At 62.3% G+C, this 25,592-nt stretch carries 23 protein-coding genes; 12 read left to right on the forward strand and 11 right to left on the reverse strand.

Going from position 1 to position 25,592, the window contains the following annotated elements; translation table 11 throughout:
• Positions 1-221: 221 nt before the first annotated feature.
• A complete protein-coding gene (thsA, locus tag BBD46_RS21030) occupies positions 222-1,880 on the forward strand; it encodes a thermosome subunit alpha (RefSeq protein WP_071403598.1) in 1,659 nt (552 codons plus the stop codon).
• 312 nt (positions 1,881-2,192) lie between these two features.
• Positions 2,193-3,272 carry an ornithine cyclodeaminase family protein gene (locus BBD46_RS21035; RefSeq protein WP_071403599.1) on the forward strand — a complete coding sequence of 360 codons (1,080 nt, stop codon included), beginning with the start codon at positions 2,193-2,195 and terminating at the stop codon, positions 3,270-3,272.
• A 13-nt stretch (positions 3,273-3,285) separates the two neighbouring features.
• Here BBD46_RS21035 and BBD46_RS21040 read toward each other — a convergent pair whose 3' ends face one another.
• The gene (locus BBD46_RS21040; RefSeq protein WP_071403600.1) at positions 3,286-4,077 is read right to left on the reverse strand and encodes a YqjF family protein; all 792 of its coding nucleotides are present in this window, start codon (positions 4,075-4,077) and stop codon (positions 3,286-3,288) included.
• 262 nt (positions 4,078-4,339) lie between these two features.
• On the opposite strand from BBD46_RS21040, the gene BBD46_RS22875 reads away from it, so the two are divergent.
• Positions 4,340-4,513, forward strand: a complete 174-nt coding sequence (locus BBD46_RS22875) for a hypothetical protein (protein WP_171908260.1) — start codon at positions 4,340-4,342, stop codon at positions 4,511-4,513.
• 217 nt (positions 4,514-4,730) lie between these two features.
• On the forward strand, positions 4,731-4,856 hold the full coding sequence (locus BBD46_RS23420) for a hypothetical protein (RefSeq protein WP_256375008.1): 126 nt from the start codon (positions 4,731-4,733) through the stop codon (positions 4,854-4,856).
• Between the two features lie 19 nt (positions 4,857-4,875).
• Here the strand turns inward: BBD46_RS23420 and BBD46_RS21045 are convergent, their stop codons facing one another.
• The gene (locus tag BBD46_RS21045) at positions 4,876-5,370 is read right to left on the reverse strand and encodes a PaaI family thioesterase (RefSeq protein ID WP_071403601.1); all 495 of its coding nucleotides are present in this window, start codon (positions 5,368-5,370) and stop codon (positions 4,876-4,878) included.
• Positions 5,371-5,583: 213 nt separating this feature from the next.
• Between BBD46_RS21045 and BBD46_RS21050 the strand changes: the two genes are divergently transcribed.
• The 3 genes from BBD46_RS21050 to BBD46_RS21060 all read left to right on the forward strand — a co-directional run bounded on the left by BBD46_RS21050 (position 5,584) and on the right by BBD46_RS21060 (position 9,041).
• A complete protein-coding gene (locus BBD46_RS21050; RefSeq protein ID WP_071403602.1) occupies positions 5,584-6,051 on the forward strand; it encodes a DUF4385 domain-containing protein in 468 nt (155 codons plus the stop codon).
• 60 nt (positions 6,052-6,111) lie between these two features.
• A complete protein-coding gene (locus BBD46_RS21055) occupies positions 6,112-7,590 on the forward strand; it encodes a serpin family protein (RefSeq protein ID WP_071403603.1) in 1,479 nt (492 codons plus the stop codon).
• Positions 7,591-7,658: 68 nt separating this feature from the next.
• The gene (locus tag BBD46_RS21060) at positions 7,659-9,041 is read left to right on the forward strand and encodes a serpin family protein (RefSeq protein ID WP_071403604.1); all 1,383 of its coding nucleotides are present in this window, start codon (positions 7,659-7,661) and stop codon (positions 9,039-9,041) included.
• 24 nt (positions 9,042-9,065) lie between these two features.
• On the opposite strand, the gene BBD46_RS21065 is transcribed toward BBD46_RS21060, so the two are convergent.
• Complete coding sequence (locus BBD46_RS21065) at positions 9,066-9,977, reverse strand: hypothetical protein (RefSeq protein ID WP_071403605.1); 912 nt, start codon at positions 9,975-9,977, stop codon at positions 9,066-9,068.
• 59 nt (positions 9,978-10,036) lie between these two features.
• Here BBD46_RS21065 and BBD46_RS21070 point away from each other — a divergent pair, with 59 nt between their 5' ends.
• Together BBD46_RS21070 and BBD46_RS21075 are read left to right on the forward strand one after the other, a co-directional pair.
• Positions 10,037-10,855, forward strand: a complete 819-nt coding sequence (locus BBD46_RS21070; RefSeq protein ID WP_071403606.1) for a lipoate--protein ligase family protein — start codon at positions 10,037-10,039, stop codon at positions 10,853-10,855.
• A 110-nt stretch (positions 10,856-10,965) separates the two neighbouring features.
• The gene (locus BBD46_RS21075; protein WP_071403607.1) at positions 10,966-11,517 is read left to right on the forward strand and encodes a DUF7529 family protein; all 552 of its coding nucleotides are present in this window, start codon (positions 10,966-10,968) and stop codon (positions 11,515-11,517) included.
• A 58-nt stretch (positions 11,518-11,575) separates the two neighbouring features.
• Here BBD46_RS21075 and BBD46_RS21080 read toward each other — a convergent pair whose 3' ends face one another.
• The 3 genes from BBD46_RS21080 to BBD46_RS21090 form a co-directional block, all read right to left on the reverse strand.
• The gene (locus BBD46_RS21080) at positions 11,576-12,661 is read right to left on the reverse strand and encodes a hypothetical protein (protein WP_139173736.1); all 1,086 of its coding nucleotides are present in this window, start codon (positions 12,659-12,661) and stop codon (positions 11,576-11,578) included.
• A gap of 165 nt (positions 12,662-12,826) precedes the next feature.
• A complete protein-coding gene (locus tag BBD46_RS21085; RefSeq protein ID WP_071403608.1) occupies positions 12,827-13,534 on the reverse strand; it encodes a DUF5806 family protein in 708 nt (235 codons plus the stop codon).
• 162 nt (positions 13,535-13,696) lie between these two features.
• Entirely contained in the window at positions 13,697-15,595 is a 1,899-nt protein-coding gene (locus BBD46_RS21090) for a PKD domain-containing protein (RefSeq protein WP_171908261.1), read from the reverse strand.
• 179 nt (positions 15,596-15,774) lie between these two features.
• Between BBD46_RS21090 and BBD46_RS21095 the strand changes: the two genes are divergently transcribed.
• From BBD46_RS21095 to BBD46_RS21105, 3 genes are all read left to right on the forward strand, one after another.
• Positions 15,775-16,911 (forward strand): thiolase family protein, encoded by a 1,137-nt coding sequence (locus BBD46_RS21095; protein ID WP_071403610.1) that lies wholly within the window; start codon positions 15,775-15,777, stop codon positions 16,909-16,911.
• Positions 16,912-16,995: 84 nt separating this feature from the next.
• A complete protein-coding gene (locus tag BBD46_RS23615) occupies positions 16,996-17,475 on the forward strand; it encodes a hypothetical protein (protein ID WP_071403611.1) in 480 nt (159 codons plus the stop codon).
• Positions 17,476-17,658: 183 nt separating this feature from the next.
• On the forward strand, positions 17,659-18,318 hold the full coding sequence (locus BBD46_RS21105; RefSeq protein ID WP_071403612.1) for a bacterio-opsin activator domain-containing protein: 660 nt from the start codon (positions 17,659-17,661) through the stop codon (positions 18,316-18,318).
• A 520-nt stretch (positions 18,319-18,838) separates the two neighbouring features.
• Here BBD46_RS21105 and BBD46_RS21110 read toward each other — a convergent pair.
• The 5 genes from BBD46_RS21110 to BBD46_RS21130 all read right to left on the reverse strand — a co-directional run bounded on the left by BBD46_RS21110 (position 18,839) and on the right by BBD46_RS21130 (position 25,583).
• Positions 18,839-20,530: an aldehyde ferredoxin oxidoreductase family protein gene (locus BBD46_RS21110; protein WP_071403613.1), complete on the reverse strand. Its 1,692-nt coding sequence runs from the start codon at positions 20,528-20,530 to the stop codon at positions 18,839-18,841.
• 96 nt (positions 20,531-20,626) lie between these two features.
• Positions 20,627-20,917 carry a hypothetical protein gene (locus tag BBD46_RS21115; protein WP_071403614.1) on the reverse strand — a complete coding sequence of 97 codons (291 nt, stop codon included), beginning with the start codon at positions 20,915-20,917 and terminating at the stop codon, positions 20,627-20,629.
• A gap of 133 nt (positions 20,918-21,050) precedes the next feature.
• Positions 21,051-23,072: an AMP-dependent synthetase/ligase gene (locus BBD46_RS21120; protein WP_071403615.1), complete on the reverse strand. Its 2,022-nt coding sequence runs from the start codon at positions 23,070-23,072 to the stop codon at positions 21,051-21,053.
• A gap of 201 nt (positions 23,073-23,273) precedes the next feature.
• Positions 23,274-23,639: a cupin domain-containing protein gene (locus BBD46_RS21125; protein WP_071403616.1), complete on the reverse strand. Its 366-nt coding sequence runs from the start codon at positions 23,637-23,639 to the stop codon at positions 23,274-23,276.
• A gap of 63 nt (positions 23,640-23,702) precedes the next feature.
• Positions 23,703-25,583 (reverse strand): acyl-CoA carboxylase subunit beta, encoded by a 1,881-nt coding sequence (locus BBD46_RS21130; protein ID WP_071403617.1) that lies wholly within the window; start codon positions 25,581-25,583, stop codon positions 23,703-23,705.
• Positions 25,584-25,592 lie beyond the last annotated feature (9 nt).

The following is a 25,592-nucleotide window of genomic DNA, read 5'->3' on the forward strand; positions in this document are numbered from 1 at the left end:
GGCTTGACCCCGAGGCGGTTCACGTTCGGTTCTGCCAGCGAGTTCGGTCTCGATCTCGATATCCCATTGTGGTCGTCTCTCCCAATCGCTCATAAATAGCTGCTGACCGGTTTCACTCGGTGCAACACTCCCCGTCGATTCAGCGCTGTAACGAGCGCGGACACCAAAGCATTTATATAGAATAACAATCAATCCTTCGGGTGACTATGGCTCAACAGCAGATGGGCAACCAGCCCCTCATCGTTCTTTCGGAGGACAGCCAGCGAACCTCCGGGAAAGACGCGCAGTCGATGAACGTACAGGCCGGCAAGGCCGTTGCCGAGTCCGTCCGCACGACGCTCGGCCCGAAGGGGATGGACAAGATGCTCGTCGACTCCTCGGGCAACGTCATCGTCACGAACGACGGCGTCACACTCCTCTCGGAGATGGAGATCGACCACCCGGCGGCCGACATGATCGTCGAAGTCGCCGAAACCCAGGAGGACGAGGTCGGCGACGGCACCACGAGCGCCGTCGTCGTCTCCGGTGAACTCCTCAGCCAGGCCGAGGATCTCTTAGAGCAGGACATCCACGCAACCACGCTCGCACAGGGATACCGCCAGGCAGCCGAGGAAGCCACGAACGCACTCGAGGAGATCGCGATCGAGGTCGACGAGGACGACGACGAAATCCTCCACCAGATCGCCGCCACCGCGATGACCGGCAAGGGTGCAGAGAGCGCTCGAGACCTTCTTTCGGGTCTCGTCGTCGACGCCGTACAGGCCGTCGCTGACGAGGACACCATCGACACGGACAACATCAAGGTCGAGAAGGTCGTCGGCGGTTCGATCGAGAACTCCGAACTCGTCGAGGGTGTCATCGTCGACAAGGAGCGCGTCTCGGACAACATGCCGTACTTCGCCGAGGACGCCTCCGTCGCGATCATCGACGGCGACCTCGAGATCAAGGAGACCGAGATCGACGCCGAGGTCAACGTCACCGACCCGGACCAGCTCGAGCAGTTCCTCGAGCAGGAAGAACAGCAGCTCAAGGAGATGGCCGAGCAGGTCGCCGACGCCGGTGCCGACGTCGTCTTCGTTGACGGCGGCATCGACGACATGGCCCAGCACTACCTTGCACAGGAGGGCATCATCGCCGTCCGCCGTGTCAAATCCAGCGACCAGTCCCAGCTGGCCCGTGCGACCGGCGCAACGCCGGCCTCCTCGGTCGACGACCTTTCCGAAGACGACCTCGGTTTCGCCGGCAGCGTTGCCCAGAAGGACATCGCAGGCGACCAGCGCATCTTCGTCGAGGATGTCGACGACGCGAAGGCCGTTACGATGATCCTCCGCGGTGGCACCGAGCACGTCATCGACGAAGTCGACCGCGCAATCGAGGACTCGCTGGGCGTCGTTCGCACGACGCTCCAGGACGGCAAGGTGCTCGCCGGCGGCGGCGCACCGGAAGTCGAACTCTCGCTCGTACTGCGTGACTACGCCGACTCCGTCGGCGGCCGCGAGCAGCTCGCTGTCGAGGCGTTCGCAGACGCACTCGAGGTCATCCCACGCACGCTGGCCGAGAACGCAGGTCTCGACCCCATCGACTCGCTGGTCGAGCTTCGCGCCGACCACGACGGCGGCAACGAGGCCGCTGGCCTCGACGCGTTCACCGGCGACACGATCGACATGGCCGAGGAAGGCGTCTACGAGCCACTGCGCGTGAAGACGCAGGCGATCGAGTCCGCAACCGAAGCCGCAGTCATGCTGCTTCGCATCGACGACGTCATCGCGGCCGGCGACCTCGCGGTTGCCGACGATGACGACGGCGAGGACATGCCACCAGGCGGCGGTGGCATGGGCGGCATGGGCGGTATGGGTGGCGGCATGGGCGGCATGATGTAAGCGCGGTTTGACCAAACCCAAACCCGCGTCCATGCGACCGGCGCTTTGCGCCGTGAGTACGCGATGTCGGGGCAACCGACGCGAGCAAGACTCTCGCGAAAACGAGCGGGAAGCGAACAACCCGCGAGCAAACCCGACTCGCAGCGACCCACGTTCCACCGAGTAGTACTGACATCTCGGATTCCATCCGAGCACAGTTGCGACGGCCCATTTTGCCGTTTGCGCTCGCTATCATTGAGTGACATCGATACCGTCGTCCGGTTCTTCTGGTCGGAGAACCACTTAAGGTGTCACCGCGCAATATTCGCCTCCATGCAGACACTCCTTCTCAACAGCGGCGACGTCGAGACAAACGCCCAGATGGACGCCGTCATCGAGGCGGTCGAACAGGCTTTCGGCGCGTTCGAGCGCGGCGATACACAGATGCCAGCCAAGTCCTACATCGACCTCCCACAGTACAACGGCGACTTCCGATCGATGCCAGCGTACCTCGAGGCTCGCGGAAGCGACGCGTCCTCGAGTGAGTCAGGATCACAGCGCGATGCTGACGCCGCCGATGACTGGGACGCGGCAGGCATCAAGTGGGTCAACGTTCACCCGGATAACCCGAGCGAGCACGATCTGCCGACCGTACTGGGGACGATGATCTACTCCGATCCCGAGACCGCCTTCCCGCTCGCGATCATGGACGGGACGACGCTGACGATGAAACGAACCGGTGCGGCAGCAGCCGTCGCGACGGACTACCTCGCCGTTCCGGACGCAACGAGTCTCGGCCTCGTCGGCGCTGGCGTTCAGTCCTACACCCAACTCGACGCGATCAGCGAGATTCGGCCCATCGAGGAGGTCGTCGTCTCGGATCTCGACGACGAGCGCACCCAGCGGTTCATCGACGCCTACGACGACGAGTTCGACGTCCGCGCTGGCACCATTTCGGAGGCAGGTCACTGTGACGTGCTCTCGACGGTGACGCCCGTTCGCGACCCTGTTGTTTCGCCCGACGATGTCGGTGAGCAGACGCACATCAACGCCATCGGTGCCGACGCGGAGGGCAAGCACGAACTCGCAGACGACCTCCTGGAGGCGGCGACCATCGTGATCGACGACCACGAGCAGTGCACTCACTCGGGCGAAATCAACGTCCCATATCACGACGGAACGCTGACTGATGCAGACATCTACGGCGAGATCGGCGAACTCGTCATCGGCGCAAAAGCAGGTCGGGCTGGTGGGGCAGGCGGAGACGATGAGTCGGGCGTGACCGGTATCTCCGTCTTCGATTCCACCGGCCTTGCCATTCAGGACGTCGCCGCCGCCCGCATTGTCTACGAGAACGCTCGCGACCGCGACACCGGCACCCCGTTCGGGCTGATCGACACCGAGGTTCAGTAGGCAACCACACCAGCTACCGCACACGCCGCGGAATCGACCCCGTCATCTCGAGTTCGTCGCAATAATAGCAGACCGGCTCGCCGGACGGCTCCGGCAACCCGTGCCGGTCGAACACCGTATTCTCTCGAATTGTCACGTCCGCCGGCTGTAGCGGCCACGGATCGTGTGCAATCTCCGCCGTGAGCACGCCGCTCCGACCGTGTCCGCTGGCCGGCGCATAGAACCGCCGGCGCTCAGTCAGCCAGTACTCGAGTGTCCCCGGTTCTGCCTTGGCGACTGGCCCGTTCGGGCGGTAGGTTGCGGCGAACCATGCGGGTTCGTCGTCGATCCCGTTGTCTCCAGGGGGGTCAGTCGCGGTATCCGAGCGGCGACTCGAGAACGTGATGCCGTCTTCGGTACCGCTGACGGACATGGTGGCGTTGAACACCGGGAGGCGAGTGAGTCGGCCGATAACGTTCGCGAGCAGCGGTGTATCCAGGTCGACGCTGAGGAAGAACAGTCCCGGATCACCGCGGTAGGTGACGTACGTTCGGACGTTGAGTTCTGGAAACGCGATTCTGGTCGCTGCAGGCGAGCCGCGGATGCCGGCGTTCGTGAGGACGAACGGGAGGATGCTGAGCCAGGCGTCGCCGTCCCAGGTTTCCAGTTCGAGCGGTTGTGGAACGTGCGACCGGAGTTGGTCGGGGTCGACCGGCCAGTTCGCGAACAGCCCGTGTCGCCACGTCATCGATGCGATGTGCGGTGCTCGCGGGCGCTGCCCGTCGGTGAACTGCCACCGAATCTGGTCAGTCCGTCCGTCTGTCATATCTGTTGTCACGGTTTGAGACTGGTAACTACCCGTCTCTACCGTATGGCGGACAGCGACATAAAACAGATAGCTGCCTGTCAAAACCGGTGGAGGTTCGCCATCGGGAAGGCAGGTGTGAGTGTAACCGAATGTGAAACGTCGGCTACTCCGGCTGGGTGAGTGCAAGCTGCTGAGGCGGGGACGATGCGATCCGATACAGACGGAGTTTAGTCGTCTCGGTCAAAGCCGTGCGTATGAGTACTCGATGGGTGTGCGGTCGATGACCGGGCGACGACTGCAGGCAATGTACGTCTTCGGCATCCTCCTCAACGCTGGCGCGCTGGTGGCTGCGGCAACGAACGGAGCGACGCTGTACGCCGTCACGTTCGGCATCGTCATGGTTTATCTGGGGGTCAGGTTCTGGATGGTCCGCCAGAGCTATGGTCCCCACTGACCGCCACTGTCCACCCACTCACACGGCACATTCGTGGTCAGACGATGGAGACGAGAGTCGTGAGTCGCGAGTCGCGTGTACCCCGGTTCAGGTGTCCCATTCGCCGTTCGCCGTTCCCCGCTCCTCCTCCCGTCCTCCCCTGCCTTCTGGTCGGTGCAATAAAGCCGAAAACGATTCAGGTCTATCTCTATCCTACTCGAGTGTCCAGTCTCTCGTGATGGATCCGGTCCCCGTCTACGTCGAAACGGTGATCTACGGCTACTTCGTGCTCGTCTGTGCGATCGGCTGTTACCTCCACGGTCGACTCCGGTTCGGCTCGCGAGCCGGTCGGAACGAAACCTAAGCTGGGGTCGGAGTTCGACTCAGCGCCGGAACACCCGATATGATCCCTGCCCGGTCGCGACCTCCTTCGTCTCGCCGTCCGGCGTCGTGCTCTCGACCGTTACCTCGCTGACGCCGACGGTTCCGCCGACGCGGATCACGTTCGCCGTCGCCGTCAGATCGCCCGTCGCCGGACGCAGGTAGTTTACGTTGAGATTGATCGTCGCGATCGACGCGTCGACGGGGTCCTCGAGTTCGGTTCGGAGTGCGAGGCCGCCGACGGTGTCGATGAGGGTGGCGGCGATGCCGCCGTGGATGTCGGGTCGCTGATCCGAGTCGGCCGTTGCAGCGGGGCGGACGTTCGTGAGTTTCTGGTCGTAGGGGATCGACATGGTCATCGTCCCGGGACCGACGTCGTCGACGCTGGTACCGATCCACGAGAGGAAGTCCTGGTACTCGTCGATGTAGCTCTGGAGGTACTGTGCGATGTCGTCGTAGCCGCCGTCGCCGGTGATCTCGGGGATGTCTTCGGTCATACCCTGTGGTCCGACAGCAACTGTCTTGATGGCTGCGCTTCTGTAGTTGCCAGTTGTTGGGTGTTTGTTGTGGGTTCGGCGAGCGTGCTGCGGGCGCGTATGGGATTGTTGGCTCTCTCACTCGTTCTCTCACCTGTCGCTCCAGTCGGCTCGCGTCGCGTGGTTTCGTATGCCGGCCGGGGGTCGTTCCCGCTGGTCCACCACAGGTGAGATATGGGAGAGAGATCGACGGACACCGACGACGGCCCGGAGTACGAGACCGACTTCCGTGCCAATCCGACCGAGTACGACATCGGCCGCGGCGAGGAAGACGTTTTCAAGGTCGAGCCGTACAAGAGCGAACTCCTGCCGCTCTGGTCGTATAAAGACGAAGCCGCAGCCGAGGAGTCCGCCGCGGCGATCTACGACCAGTACGAACAGTACCGAGCGAACGACGAGTTTCCGGGGATGGACATGGCCCGGAAGTACCTCCAGATGGGTTACACGCGGGCGATGCGCTACGCGAAGTATCCCGGCGGGCAAAAGTACGAGGATGGTACCGAGCACGACCCCGAACAGTGGGCGGACCCCGACAAACGCGAGGCAGCGCTCGTCTTCGAATCCTACTGGGAACGAGTTCGGGAGGATGACATCTACCAGCAGGCGAAAGAGCGCCACCGCGAACACACCGGCGAGCCGTAAGCTGAAACTGCCGTTTCACTCTCCCGAACACGTTTGATACGTCAGTTCGTTACGTCGTATATGACACGGGGCTACGCCGACCGACGGACGATGCTCGCTCTCTCCGGTGCCTTTCTCGCGGGAATGGCCGGCTGTACAGGGACGGCCCCCGATGCGGAGGACGAAGTCGAGAACGGAACTGAACCCGACGACGAGACAGGCAGATCCAACTCCGATATCGACTTCGACGGCGACTTCCCCGAACTCGAGTTCGTCACTGATCCCGACCTCGAGGACGACCTGCTCGCAGCACAGATCCGACACAACGTTGCGTTCTCGCTCGACCTACTCTCCCAGCTCCGAGCGGACCAACCTGATGAAAACCTCTTTTTCTCGCCGTACAGCGTCTCCGTGGCGCTGGCGATGACCTACGCCGGTGCGCGCGGTGAGACAGCCGACGAGATGCGTGAGACACTGCGATACGATCTGCCGGGAAGTGCCGACGACTGGTCGACAGCAACCGAATCCGACGCCGCGACTCTCCACGCAGCCTTCGGTGCACTCGAGTCCGAGTTCGATCGGCGAAACGAAGATGGGGAGGAAGTCGACCAGTCGTGGGGCGATTCGGGTAGAGATGATGACGATGCTACCGAGGATGAGAAGGAAGACGAGTTGGGCTTCCAGCTCTCGAGTGCTAACGCCGTCTGGGCGGCCGAGGACCATCCGTTCGACGACGCGTACTTCGACCTCCTCGAGGCCTACTACGGGGCTGGCGAGCACCTCGTGGACTTCACCGGGAGTCCGGACGAGGCGCGCGAGGAGATCAACGCCTGGGTCGAAGCGCAGACCAACGACCGGATCGAGGACCTCCTGCCCGAGGGCTCGGTCGACGCCTCGACGCGACTCGTGCTGACGAACGCGGTCTACTTCTTTGCGGCCTGGAAGCACGACTTTGATCCCTCGAGCACCGAGCCGGAGACCTTCACCGGGCTCGCTGGTACCGAGACCGAGGTCGAGATGATGCACCAGACCGCCCAACTGCGCTACGCCGAGCACGAGGGACACCAGCTCGTCGAACTTCCCTACGCCAACGAGGAGACGAGCATGGTCGTTATCCTCCCTGCAGAAGGCGAGTTCGAGTCCTTCGAGGAGTCGTTCTCGGTGGACGTACTCGCGTCGATGCTTGACAATGCCTCGCGCCCGCAGGTCGACCTTGCAATGCCGAAGTTCGGTATCGAGTCGAAGGTCAGTCTCGTCTCGATCATGCAGGAACTGGGGATGCAGCGTGCCTTCACCACTAGCGCAGATTTCAGCGGGATAACCGACGGTGAGACGAGCGACTTCTACATCGGTGACATCGTCCACCAGAGCTTCGTCGAGGTAGACGAGGAGGGAACCGAAGCCGCCGCGGCAACGGCCGTCACAATGCCGGTTTCGGCTCCGCCAGATCAGGTCGAACTGACGGTCGATCGGCCGTTCCTCTTCTACATCCGTGACCAGCCGACCGAGACGCCGCTGTTTCTGGGTCGCATCGTCGACGGCAGTTCGTTACGGATGTAGAAGGTATAAACTCGAAACTGGACATTACTATGAAAAAGCACTTATCGCGGCAGGAACGTGTGATCGGTATGTCATCCGACCGACGGACCGTTCTTACTCTGATCGGGGCCGCGATGGCCAGCGGAGCTGGCTGTCTCTCCGGAATGGGTTGGAGGGAGGGGGACAGCGTGTTTGACGAATACGACGCTCCTACCTTTCCCCAGACAGATTTCGTAACGGACCCGGACATCAGTCCGACGGTAGCTGCCGATCAGGTGCGGGGTAATATCGATTTTTCACTGGCACTTCTCGACCAACTCCGGGACGGAGTGGCCGACGATGAAAACCTCTTCGTCTCGCCGTACAGCGTCTCTGTCGCGTTGGCGATGACCTACGCTGGCGCACGCGGCGAGACGGCCGCAGAGATGGCTGCGGCGCTGCGGTACGATCTCGAAGACGACGACCTCCACGCGGCATTCGGCGCGCTCGAAACGGAACTCGAACAGCGAAACAGGGACGGACAGGAGGTCGAACAGCACGGGGCGGAGGACTCCGACGAAACGGACGCACTCGGGTACCAGCTATCGAGTGCTAACGCCGTCTGGGCAGCCGAGGAATTTCCCTTCGCCGACGACTATCTCGACCTGCTCGAGGCGTACTACGAGGCTGGCGACCACACCGTTGACTTCGCTGGAGACCCGGATGCAGCGCGAGAAGAGATCAACACCTGGGTCGAAGCGCAGACGAACGACCGGATCGAGGATCTTCTGTCCGAACAGGATGTCCGGCCCTCGACACGACTCGTGTTGACGAACGCAGTCTACTTCCTCGCGGCCTGGGAACACGACTTCGATCCTGACGGCACGGAACCCGCACCGTTCACCGGACTCGACGGAACTGAATCCGAGGTGGAGATGATGCACCAGTCGACGCAACTTCGCTACGCCGACATCGGTGGCCATCAACTCGTCGAGTTGCCGTATGCGAACGACGACACGAGTATGGTCGTTATCCTCCCCGCGGAAGGCGAGTTCGAATCTTTCGAAGCGTCGCTGACAGCGGATCGGCTCGCAATCATGCTCGATGAAGCCACCTATCCAGTGGTAGACCTCGCACTACCGAAGTTCGGTATTGAATCGCGGTTCGGCCTCAGAAACGTGCTGCGCGAACTGGGGATGGAACGAGCGTTCGACGGGGACAGTGCAGATTTCAGCGGAATGCTCGAGGCTGACGACAGCGACCTGTCTATCACGAGTGTCATCCACGAGACCTTCATCGAGGTGGACGAAGAGGGGACGGAGGCTGCAGCGGCGACGGCGGTGGTGATGGGAGGGGACGACGACGGCGGACAGCCGGACAGCGTCTCGATGACAGTCGATCGACCGTTCCTCTTCTACATCCGCGACCAGCCGACCGAGACGCCGCTGTTTCTGGGCCGCGTCGTCGATGGCAGGTCGTTGCAGGAGGAATGAATCCGCGAACGCGTCTGTGTCTCGTTACCGTCGTCGAACTCGGACCTGAACTGGCTCGCCGACTCCAAACGCTCGGTCCGGACAGATCAATTTCGCACCGAAATCCGCATCTCGCGCACAGAACAGCGACAGTCCCGTAATCGGATCACCGTTCGCCGTGACGACCACATCGTCCCACGTGACTGACCGGCCGTCATCCGCGACCGAGCCGAGTTCGTCCCCGTTCAGCGAGACCTGCGACGGGAGCCGGGTACTCGAGTACACTCCGCCGCCGTCGTAATGCGGGAGCCCGCCGTCGAGGACGCCGCTCTCCTCGCTCCCATCACTATCAGCTCCGACCCCGACGAACTCGTCGCCAGGATTCGGATGCGTGGGCGCGTCGAGGACGGCGTACGTTTCGCCGGTCGCGACGACGGTTCCCGAGCCGTCCCACGCGAGTGGGCGGGGACGGACGGCCTCTGCGAGTTCGATCGGAACCGATCCCGACGCACGGTACGGGTTCTGTGCCGGCGTCCGAAAGCCGACGTGGAGGTGGTTGTCGACCCACGGCGCGAAGAAGCCGGCGCGGACGAGTTTGCCCAGCGAGTCTCCCGGTTCGACGCGGTCGCCGACCTCGACAGCGGGGTCGACGTGAAGGATTCTGGCTGTTAGTCCCGCACAGTCACCGGGGCCGTCGCAGTCGATCAGAATGAGGTGGTCGTGTTCTGGCGCGTAGGGTTTCGGCGGTGCGCGAACCGTGCGCGTCTCGCGGACGGTGCCGGCGACGGGACTCGGCGCGGCGGTCGTCCGGCCGTCGCGCAGCGTCCCAGGGTAGAGGTCGATCGCACACCCGGCGTCGTGGGCCGGATACGGCGAGTTGTACAGCGAGAAGCGGGCGTACGGAGCCAGCGCTGCCTCCGAGAGCGGTACCGCGTCCGTGTCCGTCAGATCGATCACAACTGTACCGACGACTCGCAGCGAGAGCGTTTAGGTGCGTCGACACAAACACCACTGGTATGCGAGTGCTTCGCGGCCGCGCCGACACGCTCGACGCTGACCGGCGGGCAAGCGAGTCGCTACTCGAGTACGCCGCCGCCGGCGAGCCCGCAGTTCGCGTCTGGCGGCCCCACCGCCAGGTCGCCTTCGGACGGCGTGACCGCAGGCAAGAGGGGTACGACGAGGCTTACGAGGCTGCACGTGACCATGGGTTCGCACCGATCGAGCGCTCGGTCGGTGGCCGCGCGGTCGCCTACGACGGCGAGACGGCGCTCGCCTTCGCGCGCGCTGACCCGGTCGAAGACTTCCGGCGTGGGACCGACGCGCGCTACGAGCGCGCCACGGAAGCGACGGAGCGGGCACTCTCCGAGTTGGGTGTCGACACCGAGCGCGGCGAGCCGGCGGACGCGTTCTGTCCCGGCTCGCACTCGGTGTCGGCTCGACTCACCGCTGCTGGCGGAAACAGGGACCCGACACTCGGCAAACTCGTCGGCCTCGCCCAGCGCGTCCGCCAGGACGCCGCCCTCACGTCCGGGATCGTGCTCGTCGACAACCGCGAGCTGATTGGCACGGTACTCGAGTCGGTCTACGGCGCGCTCGGACTCGCGTTCGATCCTGACTCAGTTGGAACGATTGCGGCGGCCGGTGGCGAGCCACATCCGGCTGTGGTCCGCGCACGGTTCGAGGAGGCGCTCATCGGCGATGTCGACTCCGACGCCGTCACTGTTGAGTCTGTACCGGTCGAGGGCGACGGTGGCCCGGCAGACAGCGGCCAGTCGAACGGCGGTCCGGCGGCACAGCAACCGAGGACCGACACGGCGGACGATACACTGCTCTAAGAGCGAACGCGAAAGGTACTGTTTTCGGGCTCCGGCCCGTCGGTCACGAGTATGCAAACAGACGTAGCGATAGACCGACGGCACGGCGATCGTGCCGTGGAGGGCTCGCGATGAGTGACGACGTGCCGACGACCGACGACGCACCGACGGCTGACGACCGGTGGACGGAACTGCTCGCCGACGCGAACGCGATCGCCGCGGAGTACGACGAGGACGGCTGGGAATCGATCGTCCTCGAGCCGGCGTCGGTTTCGCCGAGCGAGGCCGAGGAGCGTTTCGGACTCGACGTTGGCGTCGATCAGGAGCCGTTCGAACAGGTTGAGGAACGTGTGGCGGACTCGGTGACGACGTTCGGCGACGCGGAAGTATACTATCTGCCGGTCGACGAGGATGACACCACTCACGACGACAGCCGCCGCTTCGCACTCGCCGTCGAACGCGACGCCGACAACTCGGTCGCCGTTTTCGTCCCGGTGACTTACACCCTCCCCGAAGCGAAACCCGTCTTCGAGACGGCGCTCCTCGAGGAGGAACTGCTGATCCACGTTCGGGCGACCGACGCAGCGGAGACGGACCCGTGGGTGACGTTTTCCCACGACGATCCGTCGCTGTTCCTCTCGGAGTCGGACGTGGAGTCGTGGGAGTTCTCGCCGAGGGAGTGACGACTGATTTGGACTAGCTCAGACTGGTTTAGACTGGTTTAGACTGGTTCAAACTGGTTCAACAGGACCCGAACTCGAACCGCCCGTTCAATGCCATCGAGTGGTCGTCGTAGTACGCGTAGAGATTCTTCGGTGCGGTGTACTGGCCGCCGTAGTGGCCTGCGGGACCGTTCGAGTCGATGATGTTGTCCGCGTGGTCCGTGGTGAACCGAAGGTCCTCGCGCTCGTAGACGAGGTCGTCGTCGAGCCAGTAGCGGACGATCCCGTCCGGATTCGCCGCGCCGTCGGTTACGGTGTTCACGCAGACGTAGTACTCGAATTCGTGCCAGTTTCCGGGGATGATCTCTGGCTGGCCGAGCGCGTACTGCTCACCCTCCATGACGAAATCGTGGTCCTGGTTCTGGTCCATGTGATACGTATGCGAGAGCAGCGAGAACGGACCGTCAGGGTCCGAGTCCTGGTTGGTGATGTACAGTCGGTTACTCCAGCCGTTCGTCCCATCGGGCATCCCGCCGCCGGCGCTCCCCTCGCCGAGCGCCATCGCGCAGTTCCAGAGCCGGCAGTTCGCCGGATACCGGCCGGTCATCTCCCAGCCCGTATCGAGCGCGAACCGGACACGGCCGGTGAGTTCGAACAGCCCGTCCGCGAAATCGTAGTGCGTGCTCGCACCCCAATGTGCGCCCTCCTGCATGCGCATCTGTAACGCCCGGTTCCCGGAAGCGGTCGGATCGGCAACGAGGTCGAGCGCTGCCGGATCGCCGTTCGACAGCCGATAGACGTCGTCCCAGCCGTCGTAGTCGTCGTAGTCGAGCTGAACCACGTCGTCCGGACGACCACACTGTGTCGTGTTTCGTGTCTGTGCTGCGCCGAGTTCAGTTCCGTACTCGAGTCCACCCATAACTCCGCCCAGTCCGAGCGCTCCCAGAACGCCGCTTGCGCGTATCGTTTGTCGGCGGCTCAGGCTCGGGCTCGAATTCTGCTTCTGCTTCAGATTACCCGCTGTTGGCGGTGTACTCGAGTCCGTAGTGGCAGTGGTTCGTGACGACGCGCGTCGATCGCGGTCGTCGTCGCCGTCGGTCGTCCCGTCTTCGGTTGCGTCGCCGATTGTGTCGTCGACTGCGTCGTCAGTCGCGTGGGATGTCATGCACGACTCGCTTGCACAACGGGACGGTTAGTATCGAGTCAGCTACCAAATAGTCCCGATTCAGAAACGGTGTTTTCCGACGATTACCATCGGCAAGAACGGTTGTACTCGGTACAACTGTCTGGACCGACTGCTCCCAGCTGGCCACGTTCGCGCCGTGCGTGGCTACTCGTCTTCTTGCTCGCGCAATTCCTCGCTCGCCTCGCGGACCTCGCGCATGACGCTGGAGATCCGCTCCTCGGCCTCGAGTTCGTCCTCGACGGAGAGGTCGACGCCCTCAACCTCCAGTAGGAATTTCGCGACCTCGGTAGATTCGTACATCACGTCGTCGAGTTCTTCGGCGGTGAAGAAGTCACACATCGCGCCGTAGAGGAAGGTTGCGCCGGCGGTTCGGACCTTGTCTTCGAACGAGGAGCGGGCTTGGTTGACCGCCTGGGGCGTGTAGGTGTCGGTCATGAACGGCACGAGTTCGGGTAGGTTCTCGCCAATTTTGGTCATCTCGACGCCGGTTTCGGTCCGGAAGTCAGAACAGAGCCGCGCGATGGCCCACTCGCGGGCGGTGATGTAGGTTCGGTCGCGTAGGAACTCGTTGACGCGGTCGTACTGCGCGCCGTCCATCTTTTTGAAACGGGCGTACTTCTGGATGTCTTCGGGGACATCGGACTCTTCGGGCTCGGTATCTGGGACGTTCGGCAGTGGGTCAGTGTCGTCGCCCGCTCGTGCTTGATCCTCGCTGCTCGATTGCTCTGTAGGCGAACTTCCGGCGACGGTTTGTCGTTGTTCCCCTGCTGATTCGCCGTCAATTTCGGTGTCGGCGTTGGTCCCGTTCGATCGGTCCGACTCCGTGCTGACTTTCGGGCCGTCCTCGTCCATGCGCGCCTATTTCTGTAGGCTCGAGATAAGGGTTCTTGGTTCGAGGACGCTTTTTCGGTTCTGTTCGGAGCGCCGTCCGCCAAACCCATGTCGTCGATGTAGGAACTGGTCCGTCGAACGATTTCCGAGCGGCTGTTGCATCGCTCGCGGTCGACTGCAGCGTTAGGTCTGGGTATCGTCGCCGTCTCCGTGTCGGCGCGTCAGTAGGTAGCCTGCACCGCCGATGCTCGCGAGTGTTCCGACGATTCCTGGTCCCGGGGTGCCGTCGGTATCTGCAGCGCTGTCGTCGGTAGTCGACGCATCGCTTTCGTCGTCTTCAGTCGTGTCCTCGTCTTCCGCTCCGTTATCCGGGTCTTCGCTTTCCGATTCAGCCTCACCGCTTTCGTCCTCGTCGTCAGTTCCGTCTGCTCCGTCGTCCCCATCATCTTCGTCGTCAGTTTCCGCGCTGTCAGTGTCATCATCGTCGCCTGACTCCACTTCGTCGCCGACTACCACATCGACCGTCGTCTCCGTGCTGACGCCGTTGTCATCGACGACGGTAAGCGTCACAGTCTGCGTACCCACTTCGGAAAACGCGTGTGTAACCGTCTCACCGGAAGCCGTCTCTCCATCGCCGAACTCCCACGTGTAGGCGACGATGGCTCCGATACCCGCTGACGATTCGGTGGCATCGAACGAAACGTCCTCGTCGACGGCAGGCTCTGTCGTCGAAACCTCGATAACGGGTTCCGTTCCGAGCGCTTCCCCGAACTCGCTCACACTCTCTCCAGCGAGGCTTTTCCGATGGAATTCGATGAGGTCGTCTTCTGCTTCACGTGGGCTGTGTCCAGCGTCTTCGTATATCTTGAACTGTGCGCTAACATCAGCGTCTTCGAACGCCTTCTGACAGGTTGGGAACCGCTCCGCGATCATATCATCGCCGTATACGTCGAGCGCCGTCTGGCGGAGCTCGTCCTCAGTCCAGGCGTCATCAAACGGAATGGTGTCGTTGTCGTCCTGTGCTCCCATATAGAGGAAGTGGTTGACCTCGTCGACCGCGTCGAGATCGACCGGCTCACCGGTGAGCTCCTCGACGTCTGCGATTCCGACGTGGAACGGAAGCTCGTGGCCGTCGTACTCCTCGTGGGGAAGCGTGACCATTCCATTGAGCCCACCAGCCGTAACCGATACCACCTTCTCTGGGTGAAGCATGGCGAAGCGTTCGACGAAATTTCCCGATGCGGAGAACCCGTTCAGCATGACGCCGTCATCGGTATCGTACCCCTCGCTCTCGAGTTGCCCGCGGGCGTGCTCGACCATCGCCAGAAGCTGTCGATCAACGCGCTCGAGGTCACCGCTCTCGATACCCATCGTCTCCCTGTCGAGTGCGTGTATGTAGTGCGACCAGTCGACGGGCTCCTGTGCTGGGCGCGGGAAGACCGGGATTACCAGCGGTGTCCCAATCTCCTCGCTGACTCTCCGCGAGGTGCCTCCCTCGATGTGGCGTTGTGCAACCTCACGGTGTTCTTCGAGATCGTCGGCTGTCGTCCCCGTGTTGTTCGGTTCGACGAGAACGGGCGTCCCTTCGTCATCGGAGACCCGATCCGGTGCGTACAGGTAGTAGGGATAGTTGAATCCAGCTGACGGATCCGCTTCAACGAACCGTTCTTCCACTCCGGAGACGACATCGACGGTGTCTTCGAAGGAGACTGTCGCAACCTCACGGGCAATCCCCTGTCCAGTCTCGCCGTCGTAGATGCTGACAGCAATCTCTATCTCCCTATCGTCACCGATCGGCTCGCTGAACTCGAGTGTCAGGTCTTCGATTGTCGTGCCGGCCTCGATCGTCGTTCGTCCGAGCGCCCCGGTTTCGTTGCTCCGGGCTGCCAGCATTCCATCGACAGTCGAACTCGCTTCGGCAATGGTGATCGAGGTCCCGTCGGACGTTTGCTCTTCGAAGACGAGTGATGCGTCCGGGTCGCTCGTCGCACCGGCCGTATTCGAAGCCAGGCCGCCAACTGAGACCAGCCCTGCCCCGGCCAGTTGAAACAGCGTTCTCCGAGTCGACTTCGGTTCGCTCACTGGATTGTTCCCCGTTTGCATGAGTCAACCTGTTTCATCGACTACCAGTTTTGAATGGGACGAAATCATCGTTATGGCCGGTTACCGTTTTCATGTAATCGGCTGCAGATTCAGTAAACTCTCCTCGCATCCTCGCGAGTTCTCCCGGATTTAAGTTTGTTAAGCGTCTTCGATACAGTATGTCACAAACACCAGTCGTAGTGAAGGCCGTGCGGACACCACAGGGCAAGGAGGACGGCGTGTACGCCGATCTCCGTAACGAGGACCTCTCGGTCCCGCTCATCGACGAAATCCTGGCCGAGACCGGTCTCTCCGGCGAGGACGTCGACGACCTGATGTGGGGCTGTGCTCAGCAGCGCGACGAACAGGGGAACAACGTCGCCCGCGTCATCGCACTGCTCTCCGAACTCGGCGAGCACACTCCCGCGACGACGATTAACCGCTGGTGTGCTTCCTCGATGCAGGCCGTCATCTCCGCCTCGGACGCCATCGCCGCCGGCAACCGCGACGCCGTCATCGCGGGCGGTGTCGAGAGCATGAGCCGCGTCGCGATGGGCGAGAACACCCACAACGTCCACCCCAAGATGGCCGAACTGTACAACATGGGCGAACTCCAGATGGGGATGACCGCCGAGAAGGTCTCCGAGGAGTACGGCGTCAGCCGCGAAGAGCAGGACGAGTACGCCGCCCAGAGTCAGCAGCGTGCCGTCGAGGCAACCGAGGAGGGCCGCTTCGACGACGAAATCGTCCCGATCGAAACCGAGGACGGCACCGTCTCCGAGGACGAGGGCCTTCGCCCCGGCACGACCGCCGAGAAGCTCGGCGAACTGCCGACCGTCTTCAAGTCCGACGGCACCGTTACGCCCGGTAACGCCTCCCAGATATCCGACGGCGCGTCCGCGCTGCTCATCACGAGCAAGGAATTCGCCGAGGAGAACGACCTCGAGATCATGGCCGAAGTCGGCATGAACAACGTCGCCGGCGTCGACCCGACCGTGATGGGGATCGGTCCGGTGCCCGCGACGCGTGGTCTGCTTGAGCGCAACGGCCGCGACATCGACGAGTACGACCTCGTCGAACTCAACGAGGCCTTTGCCAGCCAGTCGCTCTATTCGCGCGACGAACTCGGTATCGACCCCGACAGCTTCAACGTCAACGGCGGCGCAATCGCCATCGGGCACCCGCTGGGTGCCTCCGGCGCGCGCCTCCCCGTGACGCTGATCCACGAACTCCAGAAGCGCGGCGGCGGCCTCGGTCTGGCGACGCTCTGTGTCGGCTTCGGCCAGGGTGCAGCGATCGAGTTCGACGTTAATTAGCTGCGAACACGGTTTTACAGGGCCGCGGTAGTTTTCGTCCGGTTGAGCAGTCGACTTACAACGCGTGGGCACGTAGGGCCATCAATGGACCTGCTGCTCCTGGCTATCGTCGTCGGGATTCCACTCGCCTGGCACGTCGGGCTGACGGCGTTCACGTACTACGACGCCGGAAAGGTTGGGCTCGAGCCCCCAGCGAAGTGGGCCGCGATTACGTTCCTCGTTCCGCTCTTTGGCTTCTTCATCTACCTCTTCGAGCGCAGCGAACTCGATTACGATCCGGAGACGGACCCGTACCGAGGCCACAACTTCAACATCCACCCCTCACGGGCCGACGATGCCCCGTTGCGCTCTCGCGGCGACGACCGGCTGTCACCGGAGGACGAGCAGGAGAGTGGGTTCGGTACCACTGGAGAGAGCGGTCGCGATGGCGAGAACCCCACAGCGTACGACAGTGTGTTCGACTCCGAGAACGATCGGGGACGCGACGGGACTGTTGACTCCTCCGACACTACGGAACCCACCGAACCCACCGAGAACACCGATCAAAACTCACGCTCTGAGTGACAGCGACGGGATCGTACTCGAGTTCGACTTCCAACGGCTTGAACACTGACTCACGGTACGTGCTGTGGCGTCAGTACGTACACTGGACGTCACGCCCTGCGAAAGACAGCGCTGTGAGAATATCGGTTCTGAGTTAGTTGTTCCCTGTCGGATATGTATGCACACCGTGGTACTAGTCGTACGATGGCTACCGAGGCGACCTTCACTGTCCCATCGGATGAATTTCCCTTGGGGACTGTATTCAACCAGTTTCCAGATGTAACGGTTACGCTAGAGCGAATCGTTCCGTCGCAAACTGTCGTCGTGCCGTACTTCTGGGTACGAGGGACCGCTGTCGATGATATTGAGGGTGCGTTTGCCAACCACACCGGTGTGAACGAGATACACCTCGTCGATTCGGTTGAAGATGAGTACCTATTACGTGTTGAGTGGGCACGAGAATACTCCGGTGTTCTAAACGTGCTCACTGAGATGGAGATTCCACTCATCGAAGCCGTTGGCACGAATCAACAGTGGACGTTCGAGGTCCGTGGCGATGATCGAAGCGATATCGCGGACTTTCAGCGAGCTTGTAGAGAGGCGGATATCCCAATTACACTCACGAAGTTACACGCACTTACTCCGGTCGAAACGGAGACTGAAGCGGCGCTTACCGGCACCCAGCAAGAGACACTGGTACTTGCATACAATCGTGGCTACTTCGAGTCGACTCGCCAGGTCACGATGGAAGAACTTGGCGATGAACTTGGAATCACACAGCAGGCTGTCGCGTCTCGTCTCCGCCGTGGCATAAAGCACATCCTCGGGAGCACCCTTCCCGAAACGGAGGATTCGAACCAGTGACTGATTTAAAACCGTTGTATAACCAAAAGTAGTTTTGATGCTGTTGTTGCCCTAACTGGAAACAGACGATGCCCGAGGGAGAGAGCGAACGGACGATTGCTGAATGTTTCGACTGTGGAAATGCGTATGCAGCCAAGAAGTGGCCAGACGGGACGATTCAACCAATTGGGACGAGAAACGGCTGCCAATGTGGCTCAACGGAGTTTCAGGCCGTTAGGAAGACGAGCGCTACCGTTCTCCGTGACCGTCAGAGTGACTGACTAGAGCGCTACTGGGCCACGCAGGGATCAACGGCGATACTCAAACCGATCGTTCGACGCTCCTCCTTCTGTCTCCAGTACGAGGTCGAATGCCAATCATCGATCGACAAAAGCCACAGCGCCCTGTGGCCACCGGTTGTCCAGGGCACTACGCAATCCGCACTTGTGCCCCTCTGCGCTGACCGACGCTGCAGAACCCGGATCCAAAACACTGGCAGCGCAGAACTCAGCTCAGCAGCACAGCAACACACAACACAGCCTCAGTCGTCAGCCGGTGCTCCGTCGGAGCCACCCGACTCGAGTGCACTCGCTGGAACCGTCCCATCGTCGTTCCAGCCGCGTTCCTCGTAGTACTCGTCGAGTCCCTGCTCGAAGCCGGGAATCTCGTAGGGGAGCGTGTCGTCCTCGCGGTCGAAGCCGCGCTGGTTGTTGAAGTGGCGCTCGAGTGCGACGATTTCGCCGCCGAGAGCGAGCAGCTCTTCGTAGTCGGCGTCGAGCAGCGTTTCGATGCGCTCTTCGGTCATGAAGCTCCGGGAGAACTTACAGAGGACGGCGCTGTCCTTGATGGCGTTGATGTTCTCGAGTTCGACGACCTTCGGCGGTTTGTCCTCGAGACCCTCCTTGTCGAAGGCGTCGTCGGCGTCGACGAGCGGGTACTCGTAGGGGTAGAACTCGGCGTACATGTGGTCTGCGCCGCGGTTCGAGGTCGCGAAGGCGAGCCCCTGGCCGTTCAGGGTGCGCCCGTCGTGGGCGGCGAACTCCATGCCCTTGACGGACCAGTTCTCGACGCCGAGGTCGTCGTGGACGCGGTCGATACCCTCTGCGAGGTCGTCGCCGATGCCCTCGCGGTAGGCGATCTTCTCGACGGTGTCGTGGATGAGGTCGGCGTTGCCGAACTCGTCTTCGCTCGCGAGGTAGGCGGCGACGACGTCGCCGGCGGAGATGGTGTCGAGTCCGAATTCGTCACAGAGCTTGTTCGACTTCATCACGTCGACGATGTCGTCGACGCCGGAGTTCGAACCGAACGCCATCAGCGTCTCGTACTCGGGGCCTTCGGTTTCGAGGCCGGTCTCCTCGTCTTTCGTCGGCAGTTTGCAGGCGAACGCACAGGCCGAGCAGGTGCCTTTCTTGTACTTCTTCTCCTCGACGCGGTCGCCGCTGATGTCGTCGATGTGCTCGTAGGAGAGTTCCGAGAAGTACCGCGTTGGCAGAGCTTCGACCATGTTCGCGTACGTCGCGACCGAGGTCGTCCCCTGATCACGCATCGGACTGTCTGACTGGGCGGCCTCGCCGTGGATCTCCATCTGGAGCGATGGAATCTCGACCTCGTGGGTGGAGTCGCCGTCGAACGTGATTGCTTTCACGTTCTTCGCACCGAGCACTGCACCGAGTCCGCCGCGACCGAACGCCCGTTCCTCGGAGGTCATGATCGAAGCGAAACGAACCTCGTTCTCGCCGCCGGGACCGATCACGACCGTGTGCTCCGAGCCGAGTCCGTGCTCGTCGTCGATGTAGTCACAGGTTTCGGGAACGGTGGCCTCCTCGAGTTCGGGGACGGGTTCGAACTCGACGCCCTCGTCGGTGACGTGAACGATGACGAGCTCGTCGCTCGCGCCGGCGATTTCGACGGTGCTGTAGCCGGTGCCGGTGAAGTTCCGCGAGAGGAAGCCCCCCGCGTTCGAGGAGAGCAGCCCGTCCGTCAGCGGCGAGACGCCGGTGGCCGACATGCGCCCCGTGAAGCTCATCGTTGCATGCTGGAGCGGGCCAGATGCGAAGTAGAGGCGGTTTTCGGGCCCGAGCGGGTCGGCGTCGAACGGGATGCGCTCGTGGGCGAGTTTCGTCGTGAGCGCGCGGCCGCCGATCGACGACTCGAGAACGTCGTCGATCGATTCGGTTTCGACTGTTTGTTCGCCGACGTCGATCGTACATAGCGGTCCCCGGACGTGTTTCATACACACTACCGTGGTACGCGCTCCGGCAAAATGATACCGGTTCTGTGACCACCTCAGTTTGAACCTAAATCAGCTATCTGAATTGGTTGTCCAACCTCAGACAGTATCGTGTGTACTTTTGGAAGGAAGGTCGAATATATCTTCGACTGCCGGCGGATAATGATCAGTGTCGTCGAGGACGACCTCGAGTCGTCCGTCTCGAATCAGTCGATCGATCTGATCGTGTGTGAACCGGCCGTTACACTCCTCGCCGGCGAACGTAACGTAGCGCTCGCTTCGTTCGATGACGGTTGCGAGGGAGTCGCCGGTTCGGTAGTAGTAGCGAACGGTCGTACCGGGGTGGAGGGCGTCTGCGCTCGTGCGATACGCCCAGCGGTGGAGGACCATCGATGACTGATCTTGGAGTAGGGGTTTGTCTGTCTTCTGATCTCAACGTTGCCCCCAGATCGCCGGTGAGCGGTCGACAACTGCACGCAAAAGAGCCAGCAGCAGGTGTACCGAACCCGCTACACCATTCGTCTCAGGCTTCTGGTGCCTGTTCGGCCGAATCCTCCGCGTAGATCGACTCGATCTCGTCGTCGAACGCGTCGAGGATCGCGCGGCGTTTCTTCTTCATCGTCGGGGTGAGTAAATCGTTCTCCTCCGTGAACTCGATCGGAACGAGTCGGTACTCCTTGATCGTCTCGTGGGACTCGAAGTTCTCGTTGACCGTGTCGACCGCCTGGTCGATTCTGTGTTGGACCCACTCGTGATTGCAGATGTCCGAGGGATTCTCCGGCAGCGCGACGCCCTCGTCCGCAGCGGCACGCTCGATCGCGTCGATGTTCGGCACGAGCAGCGCGCCGACGAACTTCTCGCCGTCGCCGACGACCATACACTGCTCGACGAGCTCTTTCGAGGCGAAGGCGTCCTCGATCGGTGCAGGCGCGACGTTCTTGCCGGTCGAGAGCACGACGAGCTGTTTCGTGCGCTCGTGGAACTCGATGTAGTCGTCGGGGCGGATCGTGACGATGTCGCCGGTACGGAACCACTTGCCCTTGTCTTCACCTCCCGCATCGTCTTCGTCTACACCCGGCGCGTGCTCGGTGAACGCCCGATCCGTCGCTTCGGGCTTGTTCCAGTAGCCCTGAGTCACGTTCGGCCCGCGGACGAGGAGTTCACCCGTCTCACCGGGCGTGTTGGCGGCGTCGCCGTCCGGCACGATCGAATCGTCGACGGTGACGTCGCAGTCGATGATTGCCGGGCCGACGGTACCGATCTTTGGCTCCTCGGGCGGGTTGGTTGTCACGACTGGCGAGGTTTCAGTTAGGCCATAGCCCTCGAAGATGGGCAGTCCCATGCCGTGGTAGAGCTGGCAGAGCTCCGGCGAGAGACTGCCACCGCCGCTGACGAGCATCTCGATGTTCCCACCCAGCGCTTCCTTGACCTTGCTGAACACCAGTTTGTCTGCAACCGAGAGCTTGAACTCCAGAATCGCCCCCGGATCGTCCGCCTGGTAGTACTCGCGGCTTACGTCGGTCGCCCAGTTGAAGATGCGCTCCTTGACCGGGGACTCCGTCGCCTGCTCGCGAATCGTGTCGTAAATTTTCTCGTAGACGCGCGGCACACTCGTCGCGCCGGTCGGCTGGACGGCCTGGAAGTCCTCCTTCAGCGTGTCCGAACTCTCCGCGTAGGCGACGGTCGCACCCGCAGCAAAGAGCAGGAAGTGGCCTGCCGTTCGTTCGAAGACGTGTGCCAGCGGTAGGTAGGAGACGAGCGTGCTGTCCTGGTCGATGCTCGGTACGTCCTCGTCCTTGTCCGGCCGCGGGCCGTACCGGCGATAGACCTGGTTGACGTTCGTCCGGAAGTTGCCGTGAGTGAGCATGACCCCTTTCGGCTTGCCTGTCGTCCCGCTCGTGTAGATGATGCTCGCCAGATCGTCGAGGTCGCGTTCCTCGAGCCACTCCTGGTAGGCGTCCGGATCGTGTCGCTCCTCACCGATTTCGTAAACATCCGCGAGCGTATATATCTCCGTCTCAGCGCCGACGTACTCGTCGTCCAACTCGTCCATCGAGACGATAAACTCCAGGTCCAGCTCGTCTTCGACTTCTAGCACGCGCTCTAACACGTCCGCATTTTCGACGACGACGCCGTCCGCATTGGGGTCGTCGAGCAGGTACTTAGCCTTCTCTGATGAAGAGTTTTTGTACACCGTCGTCACGACCGCGCCGGCGGCGAGCAGCGCGAAGTCTGTCTGTGCCCACTCCATGCGCGTCTGGGCGAAGATACCGACCCGATCACCGCCCTCGACGCCGAGTTCGCGAAAGCCGGTCGCCAGCGGCCGGACGATCTCGGCCATCTCGGTGTAGGTAAGACTCGCATAGTCGCCGTGTGGGGCGGGCTCGAACGCTATCCCTGCCAGACTCCGGTCGTAGATTCCACCCTGATACTGCTGGGCGATCGCGTTCGGATTTCGCTCGACCGACGCCTCGAACAGCTGCCCCAGTGGTTCCCCTCCCAGTACGTCGCTCGAGAACTCTCGCTCTGCAGTCTGCCAATCCATGGCTTATCATACCAAGGGAAGCGATCACTCTTGAAAGCATAGGATGTTTCGAACTCCGTTGGTTGAAATAATCGGGGAAATCAGGAGCGGTAAGCGGAACGTCCGTTTTGAGTGAACAATGGTAACTTATGGTATCGAGTCAACACCGCTTGGACCCAGTTGAGTCGTGGTAGTGTCCCGATGAGTTGCGACCGGGTCGCGTCACTCAACGAGTTCGATCTCGTCGTCGCCGTTCGGGACCGCACAGAGGAACGCACCGTCCTCGTCGCCCTCGTTTCGGTACCAGTGGACCGTTCCCGCCGGAATGAGCAGCGAGTCACCCGCCTCGACCTCGTACTCCTCGTTGTCGATGCCGACGGTGTACTCGCCGTCCAGCACGTACTGCTCGTGTTCGACCGCGTTCGTATGCTCCGGAACCTCGGCCCCCGCCTCGAGGACGAACCGCCGGATCGCGAAGTTCGGCGCGCCGTGTTCGTCCGCGATCAGCACGCCCTTCTCGAGTCCGTCCGCAGCGTCGACGGCCTCGTACTCGATCTCGTCGCTGGTTCGGATCAGTGGATCAGCCATGGACGGCGATTCGGACGCCAGAACCAAAACAGCACCCGGTTTGGGTGCGCTCGACAGCCAGGCTCAGAGAATCGTCCCGTGTTTCTTGTCCGGAATATCCTTCTCGACCGTCTCGTAGAACTCGAAGCGGTTCTCGAGTTCCTCGCGCAGCGAACTCGGCGGGACGATTTCGTCGACGACGACCTCGCTCGCCATCCGGTGGATGTCGATATCTTCGCGATATTCCTCGCGCAGTTCCTGTTCTCGGTCGGCGCGCTCGTCGGGATCGTCGATGTCCGCGAGTCGGTTCGCGTAGACTGCGTTGATCGCGGCCTCGGGACCCATGATCGCGATTTCGCCGCTCGGCAGGCCGATGACGCTCTCGGGATCGTAGGCTGGGCCGGACATCGCGTAGATGCCCGCGCCGTAGGCCTTGCGGACGACGACGGACTGCTTCGGCACCGTCGCCGAGGAAGTTGCGTAGATCATCTTCTTGCCCTGCTCTAAGATGCCGTCCTTCTCGACCTGTGAGCCGGCCATGAAGCCCGGCGTGTCACAAAGGTACAGTAGCGGCACGTCGTAGGCGTCACAGGTCCAGATGAACTCGGCGGCCTTCTCGGCCGCGTCGGGGAAAATCGCGCCCGCGCGGTGGTTTGGCTGGTTGGCCACGATACCGACCGGCCGGCCGTCGATTCGCGCGAAGGCCGTGATGATCTCCTTGCCGTACTCCGGTCGCAGTTCGAGCACCGAATCGGCGTCGACGACGCGCTCGATGACGTCGAACATGTCGTAGCCGCGGTTCGGTTCCTGCGGAACGACGGCGTCGATGCCCTCGGGTGAGAGCCGCGGCGCTGTCCCGTCTGTCTGGGGCGGCTTCTCGTCGCTGTTGTCCGGCAAGTAGCTGATCAGTTTCGCGACGAGTTCGCGGGCGTGCTCTTCGTCCTCGGCGATCAGATCCGCGCTACCCGAGTGCTGGGCGTGGACGTCCGGGCCACCGAGGTCCTGCAGGTCGATGTTCTCGCCGGTGACCATCTCGACCATCCGCGGCGAGGCGATAGCCATCGCGCTCACGTCCCGGACCATGATCGTGAAGTCCGCGAAGACGGGCGTGTAGGCCGCGCCGGCGATACACGGGCCATAGAGCACGCAAATCTGTGGAACGCGCCCGGAGAGCATCGAGTGGTTGTAGTAGTACTTCCCGATGCCCTCGCGGTTGGCGAAGAAGCCGGTCTGCTGGTCGATGCGGCCGCCCGAGGAGTCCATCAGGTAGAGGACGGGGCGACCGGTCTTGAGCGCGCGCTGTTGCATTCGCAGGAACTTTTCGACGCCCTTCTCGGCCATCGAGCCCGCCTTGACGGTGAAGTCGTTGGCCATGAAGTGCAGGTCGCGGCCCTCGAACTCCGCCGCGCCGGTGATGAGACCGTCCGCGGGCAGGTCGTCCTCGGCGTCGAAGTTGGCGAACTTGCCGTCCTCGAACTTGATGGTGTTCCCGCTGTCGCTGCCGGCCGCGTCGCCGTCCGAACCGCTGTCATCCGCCCCACCGTCGTCGCCGAACCAGAGGTCGAGTCGGTCGCGAACGAACAGCTTCCCCTGGTCGGGGAGGCGCTCCTTGTACTTCTCGGGGCCGCCCTCGAGTATCTCTTCAATCGCCTCACGAAGCAGTTCCTCACGCTCGGTTGGTTCTAAGTCGTCGTCCTGCGCGGCACCACGGTTGCGGCTTCGGCCGGCGCTCTGGACTGGTCCGGAGCCCGAGCCAGAGCCGGAGCCGGCAGCGCCACTGCCACCGCTCCCGCCACTCGCCGCACCGGCGGGCGCTGACGCGCTCGCGAGCAGGTCCTCACCCGACTGCGTGTACAGTTCGACGTCCTCGCCGAAGTGCTCGGCGAGCGCCGAGGCGACCGCCTGCACTTCGCTCTCGTCCTGTGCTGCCGCGTCCGAAATTCTGAGTTTGAGGTCTATCGTCATCGTTTCAGC

The organism is Natrialba sp. SSL1 (assembly GCF_001861355.1).
Classification (GTDB): Archaea; Halobacteriota; Halobacteria; order Halobacteriales; family Natrialbaceae; genus Natrialba.